The organism is Pseudomonas sp. R19M (assembly GCF_050312585.1).
Classification (GTDB): Bacteria; Pseudomonadota; Gammaproteobacteria; order Pseudomonadales; family Pseudomonadaceae; genus Aquipseudomonas; species Aquipseudomonas palleroniana.
The window spans coordinates 64,653-84,483 of record NZ_JBNPJV010000100.1 but is presented as its reverse complement, the minus strand read 5'-3'; the positions used below and the strand labels follow the sequence as shown (position 1 = coordinate 84,483).

Annotated in this window: 19 protein-coding genes; 9 read left to right on the top strand and 10 right to left on the bottom strand. The window is 61.3% G+C overall.

Translation table 11 applies throughout. The features are described 5' to 3' along the window. The 5 genes from ACQRBT_RS25770 to araH are packed head-to-tail and all read left to right on the top strand — an operon-like array spanning position 1 to position 5,981. Positions 1–1,581 (top strand): aldehyde dehydrogenase (NADP(+)), encoded by a 1,581-nt coding sequence (locus ACQRBT_RS25770; RefSeq protein ID WP_104993298.1) that lies wholly within the window; start codon positions 1–3, stop codon positions 1,579–1,581. A 16-nt stretch (positions 1,582–1,597) separates the two neighbouring features. After that, entirely contained in the window at positions 1,598–2,461 is an 864-nt protein-coding gene (locus ACQRBT_RS25765; RefSeq protein WP_412046925.1) for an SMP-30/gluconolactonase/LRE family protein, read from the top strand. A 38-nt stretch (positions 2,462–2,499) separates the two neighbouring features. After that, positions 2,500–3,504 carry a substrate-binding domain-containing protein gene (locus ACQRBT_RS25760; protein ID WP_090371954.1) on the top strand — a complete coding sequence of 335 codons (1,005 nt, stop codon included), beginning with the start codon at positions 2,500–2,502 and terminating at the stop codon, positions 3,502–3,504. Next, positions 3,501–5,003: an L-arabinose ABC transporter ATP-binding protein AraG gene (araG, locus tag ACQRBT_RS25755; protein ID WP_411984739.1), complete on the top strand. Its 1,503-nt coding sequence runs from the start codon at positions 3,501–3,503 to the stop codon at positions 5,001–5,003. Before ACQRBT_RS25760 ends, araG begins: the two co-directional genes overlap by 4 nt. Before the next feature lie 9 nt (positions 5,004–5,012). Then, positions 5,013–5,981: an L-arabinose ABC transporter permease AraH gene (araH, locus tag ACQRBT_RS25750; RefSeq protein WP_060756379.1), complete on the top strand. Its 969-nt coding sequence runs from the start codon at positions 5,013–5,015 to the stop codon at positions 5,979–5,981. 237 nt (positions 5,982–6,218) lie between these two features. On the opposite strand, the gene ACQRBT_RS25745 is transcribed toward araH, so the two are convergent. Beyond that, positions 6,219–7,367, bottom strand: coding sequence for an aldose epimerase family protein (locus ACQRBT_RS25745; protein WP_161550389.1), 1,149 nt, complete (start codon positions 7,365–7,367; stop codon positions 6,219–6,221). 137 nt (positions 7,368–7,504) lie between these two features. Here ACQRBT_RS25745 and ACQRBT_RS25740 point away from each other — a divergent pair, with 137 nt between their 5' ends. Then, entirely contained in the window at positions 7,505–8,272 is a 768-nt protein-coding gene (locus ACQRBT_RS25740) for an SDR family NAD(P)-dependent oxidoreductase (RefSeq protein WP_104993301.1), read from the top strand. A 195-nt stretch (positions 8,273–8,467) separates the two neighbouring features. Further along, on the top strand, positions 8,468–9,778 hold the full coding sequence (locus ACQRBT_RS25735; RefSeq protein ID WP_412046959.1) for a hypothetical protein: 1,311 nt from the start codon (positions 8,468–8,470) through the stop codon (positions 9,776–9,778). Positions 9,779–9,787: 9 nt separating this feature from the next. Here the strand turns inward: ACQRBT_RS25735 and ACQRBT_RS25730 are convergent, their stop codons facing one another. Next, on the bottom strand, positions 9,788–10,225 hold the full coding sequence (locus ACQRBT_RS25730; protein ID WP_104993302.1) for a helix-turn-helix domain-containing protein: 438 nt from the start codon (positions 10,223–10,225) through the stop codon (positions 9,788–9,790). 81 nt (positions 10,226–10,306) lie between these two features. Between ACQRBT_RS25730 and ACQRBT_RS25725 the strand changes: the two genes are divergently transcribed. Continuing rightward, the gene (locus tag ACQRBT_RS25725) at positions 10,307–10,795 is read left to right on the top strand and encodes a DUF2938 domain-containing protein (protein ID WP_060756375.1); all 489 of its coding nucleotides are present in this window, start codon (positions 10,307–10,309) and stop codon (positions 10,793–10,795) included. A gap of 55 nt (positions 10,796–10,850) precedes the next feature. Here ACQRBT_RS25725 and ACQRBT_RS25720 read toward each other — a convergent pair whose 3' ends face one another. Further along, a complete protein-coding gene (locus tag ACQRBT_RS25720) occupies positions 10,851–12,545 on the bottom strand; it encodes an AMP-binding protein (RefSeq protein ID WP_104993303.1) in 1,695 nt (564 codons plus the stop codon). Positions 12,546–12,806: 261 nt separating this feature from the next. Between ACQRBT_RS25720 and ACQRBT_RS25715 the strand changes: the two genes are divergently transcribed. Continuing rightward, on the top strand, positions 12,807–13,583 hold the full coding sequence (locus tag ACQRBT_RS25715; RefSeq protein WP_090371939.1) for an ABC transporter substrate-binding protein: 777 nt from the start codon (positions 12,807–12,809) through the stop codon (positions 13,581–13,583). 154 nt (positions 13,584–13,737) lie between these two features. Here the strand turns inward: ACQRBT_RS25715 and ACQRBT_RS25710 are convergent, their stop codons facing one another. From ACQRBT_RS25710 to ACQRBT_RS25680, 7 genes are all read right to left on the bottom strand, one after another. Continuing rightward, on the bottom strand, positions 13,738–14,364 hold the full coding sequence (locus ACQRBT_RS25710) for a helix-turn-helix transcriptional regulator (protein ID WP_060755458.1): 627 nt from the start codon (positions 14,362–14,364) through the stop codon (positions 13,738–13,740). Continuing rightward, positions 14,364–15,497, bottom strand: coding sequence for an NAD(P)/FAD-dependent oxidoreductase (locus ACQRBT_RS25705; protein ID WP_104993305.1), 1,134 nt, complete (start codon positions 15,495–15,497; stop codon positions 14,364–14,366). The genes ACQRBT_RS25710 and ACQRBT_RS25705 overlap by 1 nt, the downstream gene beginning before the upstream one ends. A 21-nt stretch (positions 15,498–15,518) precedes the next feature. Beyond that, positions 15,519–16,466, bottom strand: coding sequence for an ornithine cyclodeaminase family protein (locus ACQRBT_RS25700; protein ID WP_104993306.1), 948 nt, complete (start codon positions 16,464–16,466; stop codon positions 15,519–15,521). An 84-nt stretch (positions 16,467–16,550) separates the two neighbouring features. After that, positions 16,551–17,897 (bottom strand): ATP-binding protein, encoded by a 1,347-nt coding sequence (locus tag ACQRBT_RS25695; protein ID WP_412046924.1) that lies wholly within the window; start codon positions 17,895–17,897, stop codon positions 16,551–16,553. Further along, entirely contained in the window at positions 17,873–18,538 is a 666-nt protein-coding gene (locus tag ACQRBT_RS25690; RefSeq protein WP_060755454.1) for a response regulator transcription factor, read from the bottom strand. Before ACQRBT_RS25690 ends, ACQRBT_RS25695 begins: the two co-directional genes overlap by 25 nt. Before the next feature lie 73 nt (positions 18,539–18,611). Next, positions 18,612–19,040: a hypothetical protein gene (locus ACQRBT_RS25685; protein WP_412046923.1), complete on the bottom strand. Its 429-nt coding sequence runs from the start codon at positions 19,038–19,040 to the stop codon at positions 18,612–18,614. A 23-nt stretch (positions 19,041–19,063) separates the two neighbouring features. Further along, positions 19,064–19,828: a COG4705 family protein gene (locus ACQRBT_RS25680; RefSeq protein ID WP_412046922.1), complete on the bottom strand. Its 765-nt coding sequence runs from the start codon at positions 19,826–19,828 to the stop codon at positions 19,064–19,066. Between the last annotated feature and the right edge of the window lie 3 nt (positions 19,829–19,831).

The following is a 19,831-nucleotide window of genomic DNA, read 5'->3' as shown; positions in this document are numbered from 1 at the left end:
ATGACCCAGTTCCTTGGCCACAACTACATCGGCGGCCAACGCAGCGGCAACGGCAGCGTCAAGCTGCAAAGCATCGACGCCACCACCGGCGAAGCCTTGCCGCAGGATTTCTACCAGGCCACTGCGCAGGAAGTCGACGCCGCCGCCCAGGCCGCAGCGCAAGCTTATCCGGCCTACCGTGCCTTGAGTGCCGCACGTCGTGCACAGTTCCTGGACGCCATTGCCGATGAGCTGGACGCGCTGAGCGACAACTTCGTTGAGCTGGTGTGCCGCGAAACCGCATTGCCCGCCGCCCGTATCAAGGGTGAGCGCGCACGTACCAGCGGCCAGATGCGTCTGTTCGCCAGCGTGCTGCGCCGTGGTGATTTCTACGGTGCGCGCATCGACAAGGCCTTGCCGGATCGCCAACCATTGCCACGTCCGGACCTGCGCCAATACCGCATCGGCCTGGGCCCGGTCGCGGTGTTCGGTGCAAGCAACTTTCCGCTGGCGTTTTCCACGGCCGGCGGTGACACCGCCGCCGCGCTGGCGGCCGGTTGCCCGGTGGTCTTCAAGGCGCACAGCGGGCACATGGCCACGGCTGAACAGGTGGCCAACGCAATTATTCGCGCGGCCGAGGCCACCGAAATGCCGGCGGGCGTGTTCAACATGATCTTTGGCGGCGGCGTCGGTGAGGCGTTGGTCAAGCACCCGGCGATCCAGGCGGTGGGGTTTACCGGTTCGCTCAAAGGCGGGCGTGCCCTGTGCGATATGGCGGCGGCACGCCCGCAGCCGATCCCGGTGTTCGCCGAAATGTCGAGCATCAACCCGGTGATCGTGTTGCCCGAGGCCCTGCAAGCGCGTGCCGACACCATCGCCCGCGACCTGACCGCCTCGGTGGTGCAAGGCTGCGGCCAGTTCTGCACCAACCCTGGCCTGGTGATCGGCATCGCGTCGCCGGCGTTCACCGCGTTCACCCAGCAGGTGGCGCAGTTGATCGGCGAGCAAGCGGCGCAGACCATGCTCAACGCCGGCACGCTTGGCAGCTACGGCAAAGGCTTGCAAAAGTTGCTGACGCAACCGGGTATTCAACACCTGGCGGGGAATGCCCAAACCGGCAACCAGGCGCAGCCGCAGTTGTTCAAGGCCGATGCCCGCTTGCTGATCGACGGCGATGAAGTGCTGCAGGAAGAAGTGTTCGGCCCCACCACGGTGTTTGTCGAAGTGGCTGACCCGGCCCAACTCAACGCCGCCTTGCACGGCCTGCATGGTCAGCTCACGGCGACGATCATTGGCGAGCCGGCCGACCTGCAACAGTTCGCTGCGCTCACGCCGCTGCTGGAGCAGAAGGTCGGGCGCATCCTGCTCAACGGCTACCCGACCGGCGTGGAAGTATGCGATTCGATGGTGCATGGCGGCCCGTACCCGGCGACCTCGGATGCGCGTGGCACCTCGGTCGGCACCCTGGCCATCGACCGTTTCCTGCGCCCGGTGTGCTTCCAGAATTACCCTGATAGCCTGCTGCCCGACGCGTTGAAAAACGCCAACCCATTGCGTATCCAGCGCCTGGTGAATGGCACGCCATCGCGCGATTCGCTGTAAGGCACCCGGAGGTTCCATGTCGTGTCATGCGGTCACTGCACACCGTGCACAATTGGGCGAAGGCCCGTTCTGGGACGTGCCGACCCAGGCGTTGTATTGGGTCAATATTGCCGGCAAACAGGCACTGCGCCTGATGAACGGGCAGTTGCAGATCTGGCAGCTGCCCGAGCACGTCTCGGCGTTTATCCCGTGTGTCCGTGGCGACGCGCTGGTGACGTTGAGCAGTGGCGTGTATCGCCTGGACCTGAGCACCGAAGCCTTGACGCTGCTCTGTGTGGCCGACACGCAGCCGGGCAACCGTGGCAATGAAGCGCGCTGCGATGCCCAGGGCCGCCTGTGGCTGGGCACCATGCAGAATAATATCGGCGAACACGGTGAAGACCTGCCGATTACCCGGCGTTCCGGCGGGCTGTTCCGTATCGACGCCGATGCACAGGTCACGCCGTTGCTGCGGGGCCTGGGCATTCCCAACACGTTGCTGTGGAACGAGGAGGGCACCCAGGTGCATTTTGGCGACAGCCTGGACGGTACGCTTTACCAGTATTCGATCCAGCCCGACGGCCAGTTGGCAGCGCCACAGGTCTGGTTCGGTCCGCACAGCCGCGGCGGCCCGGACGGCTCGGCGATGGACGCCGAAGGCTACCTCTGGAACGCACGCTGGGACGGCAGTTGCCTGCTGCGCCTGACGCCCACGGGGGAGGTGGACCGCATCATCGAGTTACCCGTCAGCCGGCCCACCAGTTGTGTCTTCGGTGGGCCGAACCTGACCACCCTGTATATCACCAGTGCCGCCAGCCCCTTGGATCATCCCCTGGATGGTGCGCTGCTGGCCATCGAGGTCGACGTGCCAGGCACACCCTGTCACCGCTTTGCCGGTTAAACAACCAGACTTGAAAACAACAATAAGGAGTCACCCGTATGAATCTTCGTCGTGGTATCCGTTCCCTGTGCTGCACCGCGGTGGCGGTCTCGGCCCTGAGCCTGAGTGGCCTGCTGCTGGCCGCTGAAGAAGTGAAGATTGGTTTTCTGGTCAAGCAGGCCGAAGAACCGTGGTTCCAGACCGAATGGGCGTTTGCCGAGAAGGCCGGCAAGGAACACGGTTTTACCGTGATCAAGATCGCCGTGCCGGACGGCGAGAAAACCCTCTCGGCCATCGACAGCCTGGCCGCCAACGGCGCCAAGGGCTTTGTGATCTGCCCGCCGGATGTCTCCCTCGGCCCGGCGATTGTCGCCAAGGCCAAGGCCAACGGCTTGAAAGTGATTGCGGTGGATGATCGCTTTGTCGATGCCAAGGGCAACTTCATGGAAGACGTGCCTTACCTAGGCATGGCGGCCTTCGAAGTAGGCCAGAAGCAGGGCGCCGCGATGGCCGCCGAAGCGAAAAAACGTGGCTGGGACTGGAAAGACACCTATGCGGTGATCAATACCTTCAACGAGCTCGACACCGGTAAAAAACGTACCGATGGTTCGATCAAATCCCTGGAAGAAGCCGGCATTCCCAAGGACCACATCCTCACTGCCGCGCTCAAGACGCTCGACGTTCCCGGCAGCATGGACGCCACCAACTCGGCCCTGGTCAAGCTGCCCAGCGGCGCGAAGAACCTGATCATCGGCGGCATGAACGACAACACCGTGCTCGGCGGCGTGCGCGCCACCGAAAGCGCAGGGTTTGCCGCTGCCAACGTGATCGGTATCGGCATCAACGGCACCGACGCCATCGGCGAATTGAAGAAGGCCAACAGCGGCTTCTTCGGTTCCATGCTGCCCAGCCCGCACATCGAGGGTTACAACACCGCGCTGATGATGTACGAGTGGGTCACCAAAGGTACCGAGCCGCCTAAGTACACCGCCATGGACGAAGTGACGCTGATCACCCGTGCGAACTTCAAGGAAGAACTGACCAAGATCGGGCTGTGGAAATGATGGCTGCGGCCCTGCGGTTTGACGGTATCGGCAAGACCTTTCCCGGGGTCAAGGCGCTGGACGGCATCTGCTTCACCGCCCACCCGGGGCAGGTGCACGCCTTGATGGGCGAGAATGGCGCGGGCAAGTCGACGCTGTTGAAGATCCTGGGCGGCGCCTATATTCCGAGCAGCGGCACGGTGCAGATCGGCGAGCAGACCATGGCCTTCAAATGCGCCGCCGATAGCATTGCCAGCGGTGTCGCGGTGATCCACCAGGAGTTGCACCTGGTGCCGGAAATGAGCGTGGCCGAGAACCTGTTCCTCGGGCATTTGCCGACGCGCTTTGGCGTGGTCAATCGAGGCCAGCTGCGCAAGCAGGCGCTGGCGTGCCTCAAGGGCCTGGCCGATGAAATCGACCCGGACGAAAAGCTGGGACGCCTGTCGCTGGGCCAGCGCCAACTGGTGGAAATCGCCAAGGCACTGTCCCGTGGCGCCCATGTGATTGCCTTCGACGAGCCGACCAGCAGCCTGTCGGCGCGGGAGATCGACCGCTTGATGGCGATCATTGCGCGCTTGCGCGATGAGGGCAAAGTGGTGCTGTACGTGTCCCATCGCATGGAAGAGGTGTTCCGTATTTGCGACGCGGTGACCGTGTTCAAGGACGGCCGCTTCGTGCGCACCTTCAACGACATGCGTGCGCTGACCCACGACCAGTTGGTGACCTGCATGGTCGGGCGCGATATCCAGGATATCTACGACTACCGTGCGCGCGAACAGGGCGCGGTGGCGCTCAAGGTCGACGGCCTGCTTGGCCCGGGCTTGCGCGAGCCGATCAGTTTTGAGGTGCGCAAAGGCGAGATTCTTGGGTTGTTCGGGCTGGTCGGGGCCGGGCGCACCGAGCTGTTGCGCCTGCTCAGCGGCCTGGAGCGTGCCAGCGCTGGCACGCTGGAACTCTGTGGTGAGCCATTGCCGCTGCGCTCGCCTCGCGACGCGATTGCCGCCGGGGTGTTGCTGTGCCCGGAGGATCGCAAGAAGGAAGGCATCATCCCACTGTCCAGCGTGGCCGAGAACATCAATATCAGTGCCCGTGGTGCGCATTCGAGGTTTGGCTGGTTGTTGCGCGAAGGTTGGGAAAAAGGCAACGCCGACCAGCAGATCAAGGCGATGAAGGTCAAGACGCCGAATGCGGCGCAGAAAATCCTGTACCTCTCCGGCGGCAACCAGCAGAAGGCCATTCTCGGCCGCTGGTTGTCGATGCCGATGAAAGTGCTGCTGCTGGATGAGCCCACGCGCGGCATCGATATCGGCGCCAAGGCCGAGATTTACCAGATCATCCATAACCTTGCGGCCCAGGGCATCGCGGTGATAGTGGTGTCCAGCGACTTGATGGAAGTCATGGGCATCTCCGATCGCATCCTGGTGCTGTGCGAAGGCGCCATGCGCGGCGAACAAATCCGCGAACACGCGACTGAATCCAACCTGCTGCAGCTGGCCCTGCCGCGCGGCCTGGCGAACTGAGAGAACACCATGACCACTCAAAACAACGCGTTGCCAACGGCACGCAAACCCTTGGATATCCGTGCACTGCTCGACAACTGGGCGATGCTGCTGGCGGCGGTGGGCATCTTTGTGCTGTGCGCCTTGCTGGTCGATAACTTCCTCTCGCCGCTGAACATGCGCGGGTTGGGCCTGGCAATTTCCACCGTGGGCATCGCCGCGTGCACCATGCTGTTCTGCCTGGCGTCGGGGCACTTCGACTTGTCGGTGGGCTCGGTGATCGCCTGCGCCGGGGTGGTGGCGGCCATCGTCATGCGCGATACCGACAGCGTGATGCTGGGCATCGGGGCGGCGCTGGTGATGGGCCTGGTCGTCGGGCTGATCAACGGTATCGTGATCGCCAAGCTGCGGGTCAACGCGTTGATCACCACGTTGGCGACCATGCAGATCGTGCGGGGCCTGGCTTATATCTTTGCCGACGGCAAGGCGGTGGGCGTATCCCAGGATCAATTCTTTGTGTTCGGTAACGGCCAGTTGTTCGGCGTGCCGGTACCGATCCTGATCACCATCCTGTGCTTCCTGTTCTTCGGCTGGCTGCTCAACTACACCACCTATGGGCGCAACACCATGGCCATCGGCGGCAATCCGGAAGCGGCGTTGCTGGCGGGGGTGAACGTTGACCGCACCAAGATCCTGATCTTCGCCGTACACGGCGTGATTGGCGCCCTGGCCGGCGTGATCCTGGCCTCGCGCATGACCTCCGGCCAACCGATGATCGGCCAGGGGTTCGAACTGACGGTGATCTCGGCGTGTGTGCTGGGCGGGGTGTCGTTGAGTGGCGGTATCGGCATGATCCGGCATGTGATTGCCGGGGTGCTGATCCTGGCGATCATCGAGAATGCGATGAACCTGAAGAACATCGACACGTTTTATCAATATGTGATCCGAGGGTCCATCCTGCTGCTGGCCGTGGTCATCGACCGCATGAAACAACGCTGATCCAAGCCATGTGAAGAGCAAGTGTGGGAGGGGCGGTGCGACGATTCGACTTGCTCCCGATAGCAGTGGTGCAGCACCGAATGTAACAACTGACCCACCGTCATCGGGAGCAAGCCCCCTCCCACAGTTTTAATCAGTGGTGAGTTTGAAGACGGTGTGATCCTCGGTGCTGTTGGCCAGCGCTGATCCAAGCCATGTGAGGAGCAAATGTGGGAGGAGCAAGCCCCTCCCACAGTTTTAGTCGGTAGTGAATTTGAAGACGGTGTTCTGGGTGTAGGTCTGCCCAGGGTTCAGGCGGGTCGAGGCAAACTTCGGTTGATTGGGCGCGTCCGGGAAGTGTTGGGTTTCCAGGGTGAACCCGCCCCAGTGCAGGTACGGCTTGCCGCCTTTACCCTTCACTGTGCCGTCGAGGAAGTTGCTGGTATAGAACTGCACTCCAGGCTCCGTGGTGTAGAGCTGCAACCGCCGCCCGGACTCAGGGTCATGCACCTCGGCCGCCAGTTGCTTCACATCACCTTTGCTATCCAGTGCCCAGTTGAAGTCGAACCCGCCTTGTTTCGGCTCGGCGAATTTCAGTTGCGGGTGATCATCCTTGATGTGTTGGCCGATGGCGGTGGGTTTGAGGAAGTCCATCGGCGTGCCCTGGACGGGCGCAAGTTCGCCGGTAGGAATCAAGGTGGCATTCACCGGGGTGTAGTGGCTGGCATGCAAGGTCGCCACTTGCTTGAGGATGTCGCCGTTACCTGCGCCGGCGAGGTTGAAGTAACTGTGGTTGGTCAGGTTGAGCACGGTGGGTTTGTCGGTGCTGGCCTTGTAGTCGATGTGCAGTTCGTTGTTATCGTTAAGGCTGTAGGTGACCTCGGTTTTCAGGTTGCCCGGGAAGCCCATCTCGCCGTCCTTGGACAAGTAGGTGAGGGTGACGCCGACCGAATCCTTGCCGTTGACCGGCTTGGCTTGCCACACCTGCTTGTCGAAACCCTGGGCGCCGCCATGCAGCGCATTGGGGCCGTCGTTGAGCGGCACCTGGTAGCGTTTGCCATCGAGTTCAAAGGCACCGCCGGCGAGCCGATTGCCGAAGCGTCCGATGGTCGCGCCGAAAAACGCCGTGCCGGCCTGGTAACCCTGCACATCATCGAAGCCGAGCACCACGTCGTCGACCTTGCCGTGTTTGTCCGGCACCTTCAGCGACTGCAACACGCCGCCGTAGGTAATCACCGTGGCTTGCATGCCATGGCTGTTGCGCAGGATGTACTGTTCGACGGGCGTGCCGTCGTTGGTTTTACCGAACGGTTTGTGCTCGCTGCTGAGCCCTGCTGCCTGGGCGCCGCCGCTGGCAATCAGCAGGGACATGGCGAGGCCCGAAAGCAGGTATCGAGGGTGCTTCATGATCGAACTTCCTTTTGTTGTTTTGAGTGGAATAGTTCTACTAATGTGCGATATTTGTCGCTGTGACAGCGAATTTATAGCCTTTAAAGCCGGTTTCGTAAAATAAAATAAGACTAATTGATCGAGGCAACCGTTATATGAGTACTGCACAGGCTGTTTATCCCGACCTTGAAGGCAAGACCGTACTGATCTCCGGAGGCGCGTCAGGCATCGGCGAGTTCATGGTGCGTGCGTTCGCCGCCCAAGGCGCCAAGGTGGCCTTTGTGGACCGCGCGCAAAGCCAGGGCGAGCGCCTGGCGGCACTGCTGAACTCAAACGGGCACAGGGTAGAGTTCGTGTGCTGCGACATCACCGATGAAATCGCCTATAAGGCCGCCATCGGGCGTTTCGAGCATTCCCTGGGGCCGATCAGCGTACTGATCAACAATGCAGCCAATGACGTGCGCCACACGTTGGACGAGGTGGATTCGCAAACCTTCGACAAGCTGATCTCGGTCAACCTCAAGCACGCCTTTTTTGCCGCCAAGGCCGTGGTGCCGATGATGAAAAGCGCCGGCGGCGGCTCGATCATCAACCTGGGCTCGGTCGGTTGGATGATGGCGTCCGCCGGCTACCCCGTATACGCCGCCAGCAAGGCCGCAGCCCATGGCATGACCCGCGCATTGGCGCGGGAGCTGGGGCCAAGCCGTATCCGCGTCAATACACTGGTGCCCGGCTGGGTGATGACCGAAAAACAGCTGGCGATGTGGGTAGATGATGCGGCCCGCGAGTTGATTAGCCGCAGCCAGTGCTTGCCGGGGTCTGTCGAGCCTCAGCATATTGCCGATATGGCGCTGTTTCTGGCGTCTGATGTGTCCGCGATGTGCTCCGCGCAGAACTTTATCGTGGATGGCGGCTGGGTTTAGGTGTGATTTGGCCAGCCGTAGCCCGGCTGGCCAATGCCCTCGAGACGAGGTACGGTTTTTAACAACTCTTTACTTTTAGCGTCTGGATTACCCAAAAAACAAAGTGCTAATTTGCGCGTTTTCTGGGGGCGATGGAACGGTGTGGACAAACTAAGGGAAGTGGTTTTAAAAAAGCCGTGCTCATTTATCTTCATCATGGCTTTTGTGGTCTTGGCGGTATTGCAGTACAAGCCTGCGGTACTTAACTACACCACGCGCTTTGTCGATTTTGCCGAATATATGCTGCAGTACGGCGTCACCCTGTTTCCCATTGCGGATGATCTGCAGCCCTATCCTGACTATACGGTCTTCAATACATTACTTGTCTATCTGGTCTCCCTGCCATTTGGGCGCATCTCGATTCTTTCGATGGGCGTTCCCTTTTGTATAGCCGCCGCCTTGATGCTGGTGTTCATTTACAAGTTGGGAGCACTGCATGAAAAGAAATGGGGCGCATACGGTGTCGTGTTTGCGCTGTTCACCTGGTCTTTCCTGGACGGTGTGAATTCCTTGGCGCTGGATGTCTACCCGGCACTGTTTACGGTGATGTGTTTTTACCTGGCTTATACGGGAGAGATGTACAAGCAACGTTTGCGCTTGCTGCTGGTTCTCGCGGTTCTTGCGCTGGGCTTTGCATTTCGTGGCCCGATTGGCCTGATTGGTCCGGCCAGTGTGGTCGCCTCTTACTATCTGCTGAGCCGACAGTGGCGCATGCTGGTGGTGTTTTCCTTGCTGGCTGGCGTGGTGCTGGCCTTGGGGGTTGCCATACTCGCGTGGGCGGCCTATTTACAAGGCGGCGAGGCTTTCCTGCATGAGGTGCTGGTCATGCAGGGACTGGGACGCTTTGGCAGTGATCACGCTCCCCGTTACTACTTCTATTTTTCGGCGGGCCTGTTGACCTACGGCGTCACCGCTTTAATTGCTGTGGGCGTCATTATCAAGAAGGGCAAGCAGTTTTTTGCCGATACACCTCACCCGTCGACAGACATGCTGCTGTATCTCACCGGCTGGTTCCTGGTGGTGCTCGTGCTGTTCACGATCTCGAGTTCGAAGAAGGCGCGTTATATACTTTCAATTACGCCTGCTATTTCATTGTTGGCCGCTTATATTTTTGTAGAACGTAGCCAGCTATTTGCAAAGACGCGACAAAAGTTGTTGAAGTTCTGCTTGAACTTGCCGGCGATCGGGCTGGGCCTGTTGTTGCTGGCCTGGGTTCATGGTTTGTATGCCCAGACGCCCCTTCATCCCAATTACCTCGGTGCGTCCGTTGGCTTGATTGCCCTCGCTGCACTTCGGCCCTGGATGGAGTCGCGCCTGCGCACCTACCCACATCGCGAGTTCGTGGTTTTCTGCTTTGGTGCAGCCGCCTTTCTCCTGCTGGATTTGTTTTTCTTTAATTCCATTACTTACCATTTGGAGTTGGCCAATGAGCCGACTCCCAAATTCCTGCCTTATTGGTTTTGGTAAGGCATGCCGTCAGCGGTGCATGAGGCTATCCGCAGGGCCGGCCTTGTGCCTGGAGCGCTTGAAGGCTCCCGCTGCGGCAATGTTGAGTAACCGGCGAAAATTCGGGCATTGCGCGTGGCTGGGGGCAGAGCATGCGGCGGCATGCCGCAAGCCCTTGCTCATGGCCTGCAGTTGCTTGACCGTCGCATCAAGCTCATCGGCCTTGGCCAACAGCAGCGCTCTGTCCACGGTCACCTGACCACTGGCGGGCAGCATGGCCTGTATCTCGTCCAGTGAGAGGCCTCCCGCTTGCCCGAGTGCAATCACCGCCAATTGCTCGACCACTGCTGCGGAAAACTGGCGGCGAGCGCCGGGTGGGCTGATTGCCGTGATCAAGCCTTTCTTCTCATAGAAACGCAAGGTGTGGGCAGGAATGCCCGTGCGCTTGACGACCTCAGTGATATCCATTGATAGACCATTGACTTGAAGTTGACTTCAACTTCTATGATGCCTGCGCATGTTTAATCGGTCCATGGACAAGAGGTGGATATGGCATCGCTGGAGATGGCTGCACAGGTTGTTTTGTTGGGCGCCGGGGCTACGGTGGTGATGGATGTGTGGATGTTGATCCTGAAAGCCCTTGGCGTTCCAACGCTGAATTTCGCGCTGGTTGGACGCTGGGTCGGGCATGCCTGCCGAGGGCAGTTCGCTCATCGCAGCATTGGGCAAGCGATGCCCGTGCGAGGTGAAGTCGCTCTGGGCTGGATTGCGCACTACGTCACAGGCGTTGTGTTTGCCGTGTTGCTGGTGTGGATTCAAGGTGTTGACTGGCTGCAGCAACCCACCTTCCTGCCGGCACTCGCGTGGGGCGTGGTCACAGTGGCTGTACCACTGTGTGTGATACAGCCCGCCATGGGGGCGGGATTCGCATCCTCCAGGACGCCGACGCCGGGCAAGAACCGCCTGCGCAGTTTGATCAGCCATGCCGTGTTCGGCGTGGGCCTCTACCTGGCCGGGGTCGCGATTAGCTGGGCCTAGAGAGGCACCCAATGCAATCGCGGCCAATGCCGTAGCGTCGCCCCTGTGGCTTTTTTCAGCCCTGTGGCTGCACAAAGTCTTCCTCGAAGTGCTCGTGTTCACCTCGTGTATCACCCTGGCGACGCAGCACTTCCATCTGGCGCAGTTCCACGCGGCGGATCTTGCCGGAAATGGTCTTGGGCAGCTCGCTGACGAACTCGATACGCCGCACCCGCTTGTAGGGCGCCAATTGTTCACGGGCGAAAGCCAGGATGTGGCGGGCCAACTCGGCGTCGCCGACGCTGTCATGGGCCAGGATCAGGAATGCCTTGGGCACGGCCAGGCGCAACGGGTCGGGGCTCGGCACCACGGCCACTTCCATCACGGCCGGGTGTTCGATCAGTGCGCTTTCCAGTTCGAAAGGGCTGATGCGATAGTCGGAGGCTTTGAACACATCGTCGGCGCGCCCCACGAACGTGATGTAACCGTCGGCGTCGATCTGTGCGGTGTCGCCGGTGCGGTAGTAGCCGTCGCGCATCACTTCTGCGGTTTTTTCCGGGCTGTCTTCGTAGCCGAGCATCAAGCCGAGCGGGCGTACCGCCAGGGGCAAGGCGACTTCTCCCTCGGTGCCGGGCCGGCCGTCGGGATCGAGCAGCGCCACTTGGTAACCCGGTAATGGGCGGCCCATGGAGCCTGGCTTGAGCACCTGGCCGGGTGTGTTGCCCACCAGGGCGGTGGTTTCCGATTGGCCAAAACCGTCGCGCAGCGGCAGCCCCCAGGCCAGCTGGATCTGCTCGATGATTTCCGGGTTCAGCGGCTCACCGGCGCCCACCAGTTCACGCAGGTTCAGGCGTGGCTTGTAGGTGGCCAGGTCTTCCTGGATCAGCATGCGCCACACCGTGGGCGGGGCGCACAGGCTGGTCACGCCGTAGCGTTCCAGCGCGCCGAGCAGGGCCGGTGCGCTGAACCGCGCCACGTTATGAATAAAGATGCAGGCACCGGCATTCCAGGGGGCGAAGAGGCAGCTCCAGGCATGCTTGGCCCAGCCCGGCGAGGAAATATTCAGGTGCAGGTCGCCTGGCTGCAGGCCGATCCAGTACATAGTCGACAGGTGGCCCACCGGATAGCTCTGGTGACTGTGCAACACCATTTTGGGTTTCGAGGTGGTGCCGGAGGTGAAGTACAGCAGCATCGGGTCGATGGCCTGGGTGCTGCCGTCGGCTTGGAACGCCTCGGGATATTCGAAGGCGGCACTGTGGGCGACCCAACCGGAGGGTGGCGAGCCGACACAAATACGATTACAGCCGTCAGCCAGGCCGGTGAACTTGCTGATATGTGCCTGGCCGACCACCAGATGGCGTACTTGCCCGCGCTCGATGCGGTCGCGCAGGTCATCGGGGTTCAACAGCGCCGTGGCGGGGATGACCACGGCGCCGAGCTTGAAGGCGGCGAGCATGGTTTCCCACAGCGCCACATCATTGCCGAGCATCAACAGGATGCGCTCACCACGCCGCACTCCGAGGGCACGCAGGTGGTTGGCGACCTGGTTGGAGCGTGCCGACAGTTGCTGGAAGCTGTAGCGCTGCTCACTGCCGTCTTCTTCGACGATCCACAGTGCATCGGCCGAATTGCCCTCAGCCATGGCATCGAAGTAATCCAAGGCCCAGTTGAATGCGTCCAGCTGCGGCCAGCGGAAATCGCGGACGGCGGTGGCGTAGTCAGTGCGGTGAGCGAGGAGAAAATCCCGAGCGGCCAGGAAGGGCTGGGTCATGGTGGCTGTCCTTAATTATTGTTGTGGGGACTGGCCCCCGGCGCGACCGGGTGGCTGAGCCGAGTATAGGCACGCATAAATCAGAGCAGAACGCTCAAAAACACCACTGCGTTGTGCAAAAAAGTCATGGGGGCCGGCAACATCGAGGTGTGATTGACGGTTAATACATAAAAGTCCAGTATGGAATTATAAGTACAAAAAAGTAGCGTCACCTCGTTCTTCACGCTTGCCAAACCAACAACAATTCGCGAGAACACGACCATGAAGAAACGCGCGCTCATCACAGCCTTGACCTTGGGCTTGATCGCCTCCAGCCATCTGCTGGCCGCCGAGAAAACCCTGCGCATCGGCATTGAAGCGGCCTATCCACCGTTCGCTTCCAAGACCCAGGAAGGCAAGATCGTCGGGTTCGACTACGACATCGGCAACGCGTTATGCGCGCAGATGCAAGCCAAGTGCGTGTGGGTAGAGGGTGAGTTCGACGGGCTGATTCCTTCCCTCAAGGTGAAGAAAATCGACATGGCCTTGTCGTCCATGACCATCAACGAAGACCGCAGGAAGTCGGTGGATTTCACCCACAAGTATTACTTCACCGGCTCGCGGCTGGTGATGAAGGAGGGGGCGGTGGTGGACGATCAGTACGCCAGCCTCAAGGGCAAGACCGTCGGCGTGCAACGCGCCACGACCACCGACCGCTATGCCACCGAGGTGTTCGAGCCCCAAGGGATCAACGTCAAGCGCTACAGCAACAATGAAGAGATCTACATGGACCTGGCCGCAGGCCGCCTGGATGCGATTTTCGCCGACACCATCCCCCTCAGCGACTTCCTGTCGATGCCGCGTGGCAAGGGCTATGCCTTTGTCGGCCCGGAGCTAAAGGACCCCAAGTACGTGGGCGAGGGCGCCGGTATTGCGGTGCGCAAGGGCAACACGGCGTTGGTCAGTGAGCTGAACGCCGCGATTGACGGCATCCGCGCGAACGGCGAGTACCAGAAGATTTCCCAGCAGTACTTCAAGTCCGACATCTATGGCGATTGATAACCCCTGTCCCAACTGTAGTGAGCGGGCTTGCCCTAATGTCTGTCAGTTAAGCGATAGAGCAGACGATGGATAACCTGTGGGAGGGAGCAAGCCCCCTCCCACCGTGACAGCGTTAAGCCTTAACTGACTGGCATCAGGGCAAGCCCGCTCACTACAACTTCAGTTCTTTCAGGTGTTTGTAGACGGTCGCCCGGCCCATGCCCAGCACATTGGCCACATAGTTGGAGGCACTCTTGCCCTTGAATGCGCCCTCGGCATGCAGCGCCAGTACCAGTTCGCGTTTGTGGTCACGGGTCAGCAGGTTCAGGCTCAGTTGGCGTTCACGCATCCAGGCGTGCAGGAACGTGTTGATGCGTTCCTGCCAGTCATCGCGAAACAGCGAGTCCGGCTGGGGGATCAGCTTGCTGGGCGACAGGAACAGGTCCAGCGCCGCCTTGGCGTTTTCGAACAGTGAAATATTCAGGTTGATGCACAGTACCGCGAGGCGATGGCCCTGGTGGTCGTGCAACACGGTACTCAGGCTACGAATTTTCTGACCGTCCCAATTGAGCTTTTCGTAAGGGCCGATATTCACTTCGCTGACGTCATCGCTGAGCATGTCCTCCAGCGAGGAGTCATCGCCAATGGCCCGTTTCGACAGGTTATTGGCGATGTAGTCGACGGTTTGCGTGCGCAAGTCATGCAGCACCACTTCCGCATGGGGAAAGAACAACGTGGCGATCGCATCGGCGATCGCACGGAAGTTCTGCATGACCTTGTCGTGTTCAGCGGTGTTCATCAATGGGGCTCCAGGCGGACGGGGGAGAGCATACCAGCGTCCAGGCCGAACCGCGTCAGGTGCTCGGGCAATGGGGCGCCGCGTGCCAGGGCGGCGCTGGCCTGGCCCATGGCGGGCGAGGTCTGGATACCATAGCCGCCTTGCGCCGCAACCCAGAACAGCCCAGGCACGCGGGTATCGAAGCCCGACAGCAAATCACCATCCGGCACAAAGCTGCGCAGGCCGGCCCAGGTGCGGGTGGGGCGGCGGATGGTCAGGGTGGTGGCTTCTTCGATCTGGTAGATGCCCATGGCGATGTCCAGTTCTTCGGGCTGCACATCCTGGGGTTCCACCGGGTCGGCATTGGCCGGTGAACCGAGGAACATGCCGGCATCGGGCTTGATGTAGAAAGCTTCGTCGAGGGCCACCAGCATCGGCCAGGCATGGCTGTCGACACCCTCAGGCCCGGCGAAGATAAACGCCGAGCGGCGCTTGGGTTGCAGGCCGATGGACGCGGCGCCCGCCAGCGCGCCGATGGAATCGGCCCAGGCCCCGGCGGCATTGATGATAACCGGGGCGGTGAAGGTCGCGTGCTGGGTACGCACCTGCCACAGGCCGTCGGCATCGCGGCTCAGGCCCAGCACGTGGCTGTCGGTGTGCACTTCGCCCTGATTGCGGCGGATGCCGCGCAAATAGCCTTGGTGCAGGGCGTCGGTGTCGATGTCGCTGGCCGTCGGGTCATAGATCGCACCATGGACTTTTTCGCGGAGCAGGATCGGCAAGCGTGCGCAAGCCTCGTCGGCACTCAACTGTTCGACCTGCGGCACCGTGGCCTTGGCGCTCAGGTATTGGGCGTTCAATTCGGCGGGGTCATTGTTGAAGTCGACGGTCAACTCACCCCGTGGCGTGAGCAACGGGTGCTCACAGAAACCTGCGGGCGGGTTATCGAAGAACGCCCGGCTGGCCAGGGTCAGGGCACGCACTTGCGACGTACCATAAGCGGCGGTGTAGAGCGCCGCCGAGCGCCCGGTGGAGTGATAGGCCGGGTGGTTTTCACGCTCCAGCACCAACACCTTGCCGTGCGGCGACAGCCAGAAACCCGTGGACGCACCCGCAATGCCGCCGCCGATGATGATGAAGTCTGCATGGCTCATGAACATCTCCTTGAATGGGATTCAGCGCTGGATCTGGTAGAGGGCATTGGCCAGTGCCACGTCTTCCAGGCCCAGCCCGATGGAGCGGAAAAAAACGTGGCGATCGTAGTCCGGACGCTGTGCCCTGTCGCTGAGCAACTCGGGCAGGTCGCCGACCACGGCGCGTTTATCCCAGCCGTGCTGCTCGGCAGCAATCAGCATTTCACCGGCCGCGTCTGGGGTGGTCTGGCGATAGTCGCAGAATACGTGCATGGCGTTCAGGCACTGGGGCGGTACTTCATGGGCACGGGGGGCGTTGGTGCTGATGGAGGTGATCAGCGCCGGTTTACTCAGGTGCGACGGATCGATCACCGGACCGGCCGACGAGGTGCACAGCAGGATAACGTCGGCGTCTTGCACGGCCTCGTCGCAGGATCGGGCCAGACTCAGGCGCGGGTCCAGCGCCTTGAGCTGCGCGAGGGTTTCAACGCCGGCACTGCCAAGGCTTGGCGAATACAGACGGATGCTTTGCCAACCGCGCAGGTGCTGCACGTAGTGCAGGTGCGCCTGGGCGACCTTGCCGCTGCCGATAATCGCCAGGCGTCGGGCTGCCACGGGCGCCAGGGCATCCACGGCCAGTGCTGTCGTGGCGGCGGTGCGGGCGATGGTCAGTTCTGCCGCGTCGCACAGCAGCAGCGGCTGCCCGGTGTGCATCGACATCAGCAATGTCCAAGCCGTCACCAATGGCCCTTGCTCGCGCACGATATACGGCGAAGTCTTGACGCCGTACACCTCGTCGGCGGCCAGCACGCCCAGGTAATTGATGAAGTCACCCGCGCCGTGCGGGAACTCTACCCACTGTTGCGCGGGCTGCACCGCTTGCCCGGCGGCCAGGTCGCGAAACAGCTGGTGCAGGATGTGCGGCACATCGACTTGTGCGAGCAGTTCACGGGCCTGGCCCTGGTTGATCACGAGAGGCGTGCTGGACATGGATATCTCCGCATAAACTATTTTGTCCATTATGGACTTTTAGTTATGCTTGGCAATATCCGCACGAAAAAAGCGTTGCGAACGTTACGTCGCCAGCCACACCGTGACACACAACCCCCGCTGCTGCGCCTCATCGGTAAACCCCAATTGCACCTGTGCCCCGGTGCGCTCGGCAATCGCCTTGACGATCGACAGGCCCAACCCGGAGCCGGCCTCCTCAGTGCCCAGGCTGCGATAGAACGGGTCGAACACCCGCGCTTGTTCTTCCACGGTGATACCAGGCCCCGAATCCTTGATTTGCAACTGGACCGCGCCAGGCATCGCCACCACCGACAGGTCGATCCGTCCGCCCGAGGGGGTATAGCGGATGGCGTTATCGACCAGGTTTTTCACCAGGGTGAACAGATCCATCGGGTTGAACATCACCGGCACGTCCACGGCGCTGTCGACGCCGATATCGATCTGCTTGGCCTCGGCCAATGGCAGTAGATCCTCCAGCACCTGCCGATACACGTCATGCACGGACAGTTGGGTGGGCGCCCGATCCGTCGCCGATTGCGCCGCTGCCAGGCTCAGCAGTTGGTCGATCAGTTTGCGGCCACGCTCGATGCCCCGGGACAATGGCAAGAACCGTTCGCGGGTGATCGGCGACATGTCGGTGGCGGCCAGTCGGTCGGCCTGCAGCGACAGGGCGGTCATGGGCGAGCGCAGTTCATGGGCGGCATCGGCGACAAAGCGGCGCTGGCTGTCCATGGACTGTGCGACACGGCCCAGCAGACGGTTGATCGCCACCACGAACGGGCGCACTTCGGTCGGTAGATGCTGCTCATCAATCGGGTGCAATGCCTGCTCGGCACGCTGGTCGATCTCCGCTGCCAGTACCCCGATCGGGCGGAACAGCTTGCGCACCAGGTCGCCCACTACCAACAACAGCACTGGAAACAAAATCAGAAACGGCAGCAGACTGCGCCATGCGCTTTCGCGGGCATCCTTGTCGCGTGCATCCTGCTCCTGGGCCACGGCAATGCGCTCGCCTTTGGAGGTGGTGTGCACCAGCACACGGAAGGCTTCGCCGGCCACCTCGACCGTGGACAGGCCATCGGTGAGCGTGGTGGGAAAGGGCAGGGGCAGCGCCTCATCGGTGGTGCCTGTCGAATGCCGGCTGTCACCCAGGTACTGGATGATCACCCGGGACTCTTCGTCATCCCCCTCGATGGCCTTGCCTTGCGGGTAGTTCAGGCTCATCTGCTGACGATCGAACAGCATGGCGACCTGGCGCAGGGTGTCGTCCTGTTGTTCGTGGGTTTCTTCAAAAGCGGAGACGAAGGCAAACACACTGGCCACCAGCGCCACCAACAGAATCGCCAGGGACAGGGTCACCGATAACCGCAGTTGAACCGACTCACTCAAACGTTTTTTGAAACCATCCATCCCATGCCCCTGACGTTCTTGATCACGTGAGTGCCTAACTTGCGCCGCAAGGCGTGAATCAAGAACTCGATGGCGTTGCTTTCCACCTCGTTGCCCCAGCCATACAAGCGATCTTCCAGTTCACTGCGCGAGAGGATCGCTCCCGGGCGGATCAACAAGGCTTGCAACAGCGCGAACTCGCGGCTGGAGAGTGCCACGCCAGGTTGTTCCGCGCTGCTGGCTTCTTTGGAGAGCAGGTCCAGCGAGACCACCCCGTTGCTGAGCAAGGATGACGCGCTGCCGCCTTTACGGCGCAGCACGGCGCGCATGCGGGCCAGCAGTTCGGGCATGTCGAAGGGCTTGAGCAAGTAGTCGTCGGCACCGCCGTCGAGCCCCCGCAGGCGGTCGTCGAGGCTGTCGCGGGCGGTGATGATCAGCAGCGGCACCGGGTTGTTGCGGCTGCGAAGGGTCTCCAGCACTTGCAAGCCATCCTTGCCGGGCAGGCCCAGGTCCAACAGCACCAGGTCATAGGGATGGGTGTCCAGGGCGGCCAGGGCCGTGACACCATTGTTGACCCAGTCGGCGGCATAGCTTGCATCGCTGAGCGCGCGCTGGATGGCATCACCAATCATCGGGTCGTCCTCGACCAGCAGTATCCGCATGTTTCTCTCCACGCAAAAAAAACGCGGCGAAAGGATCGCCGCGTGTGTATTGAAGCACCTGTGCCGAACCGCGTCAGCCTTTCATCGAGTCGAAGGTCTTGAGCAGGTCATCCATCGAGGCCTTGCAGGTGGCTTGGTTCGGGTTGCTGTCACGCAAGTCCGAGAGGGCACGGTCGATGGCTTTGTCCAGCACATGCCAGTCGCTCGCGGCCCGTGGCTTGATGCCGGCTTCGGCGGCGTCCCAACTGGTTTCCAGGTCCTTGATACGGGCCTTGGCGCCGGGCAGGTCATTCTTGGCGACCCGTGCGGACACATCTGCCGCGATGCTGCGGAATTCGGACAGGTCACCCAGTTTCGAGGCGTGGGCCTGGCTGCTGGTCGGGTTGGCGTCGGCGGCGTCCTTGGGCTTGTCGGCTGGTTTCGAGCAACCCGTGGCCAGGGTCAGCATAAAGATGGCCGAGGCGATGGCGACGCGGCGAAGCAGGTTTTGAGCGATACGCATGAGGATTTCCTTGCTAGCAGAGATTATTGAGTGATGGCTTTGCGGTTACCGACGCTGATTTGCGCGACGGCCACCAGCAGTACGATGACGCAGAGGAACAGCGCGCTGGTCCAACTGGCGCCCATGCCCAGGCCGCCGTAGGTCTTGGCTTGGGTGAGCAGGTCGCCGAGGGAGGCGCCGAACGGCCGAGTGAGGATGTAGGCGACCCAGAAGGTCAGCACGCTGTTGACGCCCAGGCGCCAGGCCACCAGGGCAATCGCGATCAGACCGGCGAAGATCACTGCACCGAGGGTGAAGCCCAGGCCCAGCGCTTCGGTGGCGAGGTCCCCGGCGGCGGTGCCCAGGGCGAAGGTGCACAGCACCGTGGTCCAATAGAACCACTCACGCCGTGGGGTCACAATGTCGCGGATCGACAGGCTGCGTTCCGTGCGGAACCAGACGATGAAGTTGAGGGCGAGCAATACCGAAAAAATCGCCGTGCTGGTGTACAGGCTCACGTCGAGCTTATCGGTAAGGATATCGGTGATCTGTGTGCCGACGATGCTTACCAGCACCACGGTCAGCCAGTAGATCCAAGGCGTGTAGGCTTTGGTGCGCATCTGGCAGAACAACGCCACCGCCAGCAGCGCGGCCATGCCGATGCTGGTCCAGCCGGCGCCGAAACCGGCATTGACGGCGAGGTAATCCGCGCCGGTTTCGCCCACGGTGGTGGACAAGATCTTGATCACCCAGAATGACAGCGTCACCTCGGGTACTTTGTTCAGCCAGCGGGCTGCTGTGGCATTCATGGG

Bases quoted from the DNA above. Each gene is read 5' to 3' on its own strand.
- ACQRBT_RS25770 (WP_104993298.1), top strand. From the start codon at position 1: ATGACCCAGTTCCTTGGCCACAACTACATCGGCGGCCAACGCAGCGGC.
- ACQRBT_RS25765 (WP_412046925.1), top strand. From the start codon at position 1,598: ATGTCGTGTCATGCGGTCACTGCACACCGTGCACAATTGGGCGAAGGC.
- ACQRBT_RS25760 (WP_090371954.1), top strand. From the start codon at position 2,500: ATGAATCTTCGTCGTGGTATCCGTTCCCTGTGCTGCACCGCGGTGGCG.
- araG (WP_411984739.1), top strand. From the start codon at position 3,501: ATGATGGCTGCGGCCCTGCGGTTTGACGGTATCGGCAAGACCTTTCCC.
- araH (WP_060756379.1), top strand. From the start codon at position 5,013: ATGACCACTCAAAACAACGCGTTGCCAACGGCACGCAAACCCTTGGAT.
- ACQRBT_RS25745 (WP_161550389.1), bottom strand. From the start codon at position 7,367: ATGAAGCACCCTCGATACCTGCTTTCGGGCCTCGCCATGTCCCTGCTG.
- ACQRBT_RS25740 (WP_104993301.1), top strand. From the start codon at position 7,505: ATGAGTACTGCACAGGCTGTTTATCCCGACCTTGAAGGCAAGACCGTA.
- ACQRBT_RS25735 (WP_412046959.1), top strand. From the start codon at position 8,468: ATGGCTTTTGTGGTCTTGGCGGTATTGCAGTACAAGCCTGCGGTACTT.
- ACQRBT_RS25730 (WP_104993302.1), bottom strand. From the start codon at position 10,225: ATGGATATCACTGAGGTCGTCAAGCGCACGGGCATTCCTGCCCACACC.
- ACQRBT_RS25725 (WP_060756375.1), top strand. From the start codon at position 10,307: ATGGCATCGCTGGAGATGGCTGCACAGGTTGTTTTGTTGGGCGCCGGG.
- ACQRBT_RS25720 (WP_104993303.1), bottom strand. From the start codon at position 12,545: ATGACCCAGCCCTTCCTGGCCGCTCGGGATTTTCTCCTCGCTCACCGC.
- ACQRBT_RS25715 (WP_090371939.1), top strand. From the start codon at position 12,807: ATGAAGAAACGCGCGCTCATCACAGCCTTGACCTTGGGCTTGATCGCC.
- ACQRBT_RS25710 (WP_060755458.1), bottom strand. From the start codon at position 14,364: ATGAACACCGCTGAACACGACAAGGTCATGCAGAACTTCCGTGCGATC.
- ACQRBT_RS25705 (WP_104993305.1), bottom strand. From the start codon at position 15,497: ATGAGCCATGCAGACTTCATCATCATCGGCGGCGGCATTGCGGGTGCG.
- ACQRBT_RS25700 (WP_104993306.1), bottom strand. From the start codon at position 16,466: ATGTCCAGCACGCCTCTCGTGATCAACCAGGGCCAGGCCCGTGAACTG.
- ACQRBT_RS25695 (WP_412046924.1), bottom strand. From the start codon at position 17,897: ATGGATGGTTTCAAAAAACGTTTGAGTGAGTCGGTTCAACTGCGGTTA.
- ACQRBT_RS25690 (WP_060755454.1), bottom strand. From the start codon at position 18,538: ATGCGGATACTGCTGGTCGAGGACGACCCGATGATTGGTGATGCCATC.
- ACQRBT_RS25685 (WP_412046923.1), bottom strand. From the start codon at position 19,040: ATGCGTATCGCTCAAAACCTGCTTCGCCGCGTCGCCATCGCCTCGGCC.
- ACQRBT_RS25680 (WP_412046922.1), bottom strand. From the start codon at position 19,828: ATGAATGCCACAGCAGCCCGCTGGCTGAACAAAGTACCCGAGGTGACG.